General features: G+C 62.0%; 3 protein-coding genes. All 3 read left to right on the top strand.

Translation table 11 applies throughout. From position 1 onward, the window contains the following. On the top strand, nucleotides 1-464 hold a 464-nt coding region (locus VKR55_RS31565; protein ID WP_324409316.1), incomplete at its 5' end, for a hypothetical protein. A 240-nt stretch (nucleotides 465-704) separates the two neighbouring features. Continuing rightward, nucleotides 705-2,504 (top strand): FAD-dependent oxidoreductase, encoded by a 1,800-nt coding sequence (locus VKR55_RS31560; protein ID WP_324409315.1) that lies wholly within the window; start codon nucleotides 705-707, stop codon nucleotides 2,502-2,504. Next, a partial coding sequence (locus VKR55_RS31555; protein ID WP_324409314.1) for a 2-oxoacid:acceptor oxidoreductase family protein occupies nucleotides 2,474-2,725 on the top strand: 252 nt, incomplete at its 3' end. The genes VKR55_RS31560 and VKR55_RS31555, both read left to right, overlap by 31 nt.

Raw genomic sequence — 2,725 nt, 5'->3', positions numbered from 1 at the left:
ATAGCCCCGCCTACAAAGCTCGGCTCGCCAACCCGACCGAGTGGTCGAAGAAGACCATGGCGCGTTTCAGGAACATGATTCGCGTGGTGGCCCGCGTCACGATCAGCCGCGGACGGGGTCGCGGTGCCGCGCTCGGCGTCGTCCGCCTTCGCTGCGCGCCCGGCAACGAAAACACCTTGCGGTCGGCACTTCAGGCGTTCGATCCACTGTTTGGCGACGGCGTCATCTCGATGCACCTGATCGAGAGCGATGGGGCTCTGTCCGGGCCAACCGCGGAAATTCCAGCCGCGGCGAACCCCGGCGCGTCCGATTGGTTTGCGCTGATCGACGCAACAGATACGCATGCGGCTTCGGTTGCCGTGGCGCTCCTGGCGGATGGCGGCCCATTCAAATCCGCGGTGATTTCGAGCGGCAGCTATCGCCTGATGTGGGACCTTGCGAAAGGCGACATTCCGTTGCTCTAAGTCAATGCAGGTGCCCCGACGCCACGTATGCTGCACTGCCGCATAAAGGCTTTTTTATTCTTACGTGGCGTTCACCCCATGAAATCTGAAGATCGCGCAAAATTGCCTTTGTGCATCATCTTGATTGGCTTTAATACCACAACCCGATGATACAATTGAAAAACCACAAGAACGCCGTGCCAAGCGTTCGCAGAAAGATGTAAGGCCGCGCGCTCGAGTTCTGGCGCGGACAAGGTAGGAATGAAACCGACTGATATCTCGGCACCCGATTATTTCCACAAAGTAGTCGACTGCCAGTGGGCCTGTCCCGCACACACACCCGTTCCGGAATACATCCGCTTGATCGCCGAAGGCCGCTACAGCGACGCCTACATGATCAATTGGAAGTCGAATGTGTTTCCGGGAATCCTGGGACGCACCTGCGACCGCCCCTGCGAGCCGGCCTGCCGCCGCGGCCGCGTTGAGGAAACCCCCGTCGCGATCTGCCGCCTGAAGCGCGTCGCCGCCGACTTCAAGGACGACATCAGGCATCGCCTGCCCAAGCCAGGACCGAAGAACGGCAAGCGCATCGCGCTGGTCGGCGGCGGACCTGCTTCACTTGCCGTCGCGCGGGATCTCGCCCCGCTCGGCTATCACTGCACGGTGTTCGATTCCGATCCCAAGGCCGGCGGCATGATGCGGACGCAGATTCCGAAATTCCGCCTGCCTGATTCGGTGATCGACGAGGAGACCGACTACATCCTGAACCTCGGCATCGAGTTCAAGGGCGGCACGCGCATCGAGAGCATGAAGGAGCTCTTGGCCGACAATTACGATGCGATCTTTGTCGGTTCCGGCGCGCCACGCGGCCGCGAGCTCGACATTCCCGGTCGGAAGGAAGCAGCAAGCCACATCCATATCGGCATCGACTGGCTCTCCAGCGTCTCCTTTGGCCACACCGACAAGATCGGCAAGCGCGTGATCGTGCTCGGCGGCGGCAACACCGCGATGGATTGCTGCCGTACCGCGCGCCGGCTCGGCGGCGAGGACGTCAAGGTGATCGTGCGCTCCGGCTTCGAGGAGATGAAGGCCAGCCCTTGGGAAAAAGAAGACGCCATGCATGAGGACATTCCGATCCTCAACTACATGGTGCCGGTCGCCTTCGTTCACGACAACGGCAAGCTCACCGGCGTCACCTTCCAGAAGGTCAAGGCCGAATACGACGCCAAGGGCCGCCGCAATCTGGTGCCGACGGGAGAGGCCGACGAGACCATCAATTGCGACGAGGTGCTGGTTGCGGTCGGCCAGGAGAACGCCTTCCCCTGGATCGAGCGCGACATCGGCATCGAGTTCGACAAATGGAACATGCCCAAGGTCGATCCGAAGACCATGGGCTCGACCAACCCGAAAGTCTTCTTTGGCGGTGATGCCGCGTTCGGCCCGAAGAACATCATCTGGGCGGTCGCGCATGGCCACGACGCCGCGCTCTCGATCCACAAATTCGTCTCCGGCGAGGACATCCAGGAGCGCCCGCTGCCCGAGGTGCACGTCACCTCGCAGAAGATGGGCATCCACGAGTGGAGCTACGACAACGACATCTCGATCGACAAGCGCTTCAAGGTGCCGCATCGCGACAAGGTCATCGCGCTGAAGGACATCCGCGCCGAAGTCGAGCTCGGCTATGACGTCAAGCTCGCGCTCGGCGAGACCCAGCGCTGCCTGAACTGCGACGTGCAGACGGTGTTCACCACCTCGCTCTGCATCGAATGCGACGCTTGCGTCGACATTTGCCCGATGGACTGCATCACCTTCACGGAGAACGGCGAGGAAGCCGATCTGCGCCAGCGCCTGAAGGCGCCGTCCGTGCATCCCGACCAGGACCTTTACGTCTCGAGCGACCTCAAGACCGGCCGGGTGATGGTGAAGGACGAAGACGTCTGCCTGCATTGCGGCCTGTGCGCCGAGCGCTGCCCGACCGGCGCCTGGGACATGCAGAAATACCTTATCGATATGACTTACGCAGGTTCATCATGCCCGAGCAAAAAGCGATCAGCAGCGTAAACGATTTCGTCGTCCGCTTCGCCAATGTCAACGGCTCCGGCTCGGCCTCCGCCAACGAGCTGTTCGCGCGTGCGATCCTTCGCCACGGCGTGCCGGTCTCCCCGCGCAACATCTTCCCCTCCAACATCCAGGGCCTGCCGACCTGGTATGAGGTGCGGGTGACGGAAGCCGGCCATCTCGGCGCGCGCGGCGGCGTCGACATGATGGTGGCGATGAACCCG

It is taken from the genome of Bradyrhizobium sp. (assembly GCF_035309285.1).
Classification (GTDB): domain Bacteria; phylum Pseudomonadota; class Alphaproteobacteria; order Rhizobiales; family Xanthobacteraceae; genus Bradyrhizobium.
Note: the sequence above shows the minus strand (reverse complement) of the source record. Positions and strands in the feature narration are given on the sequence as shown.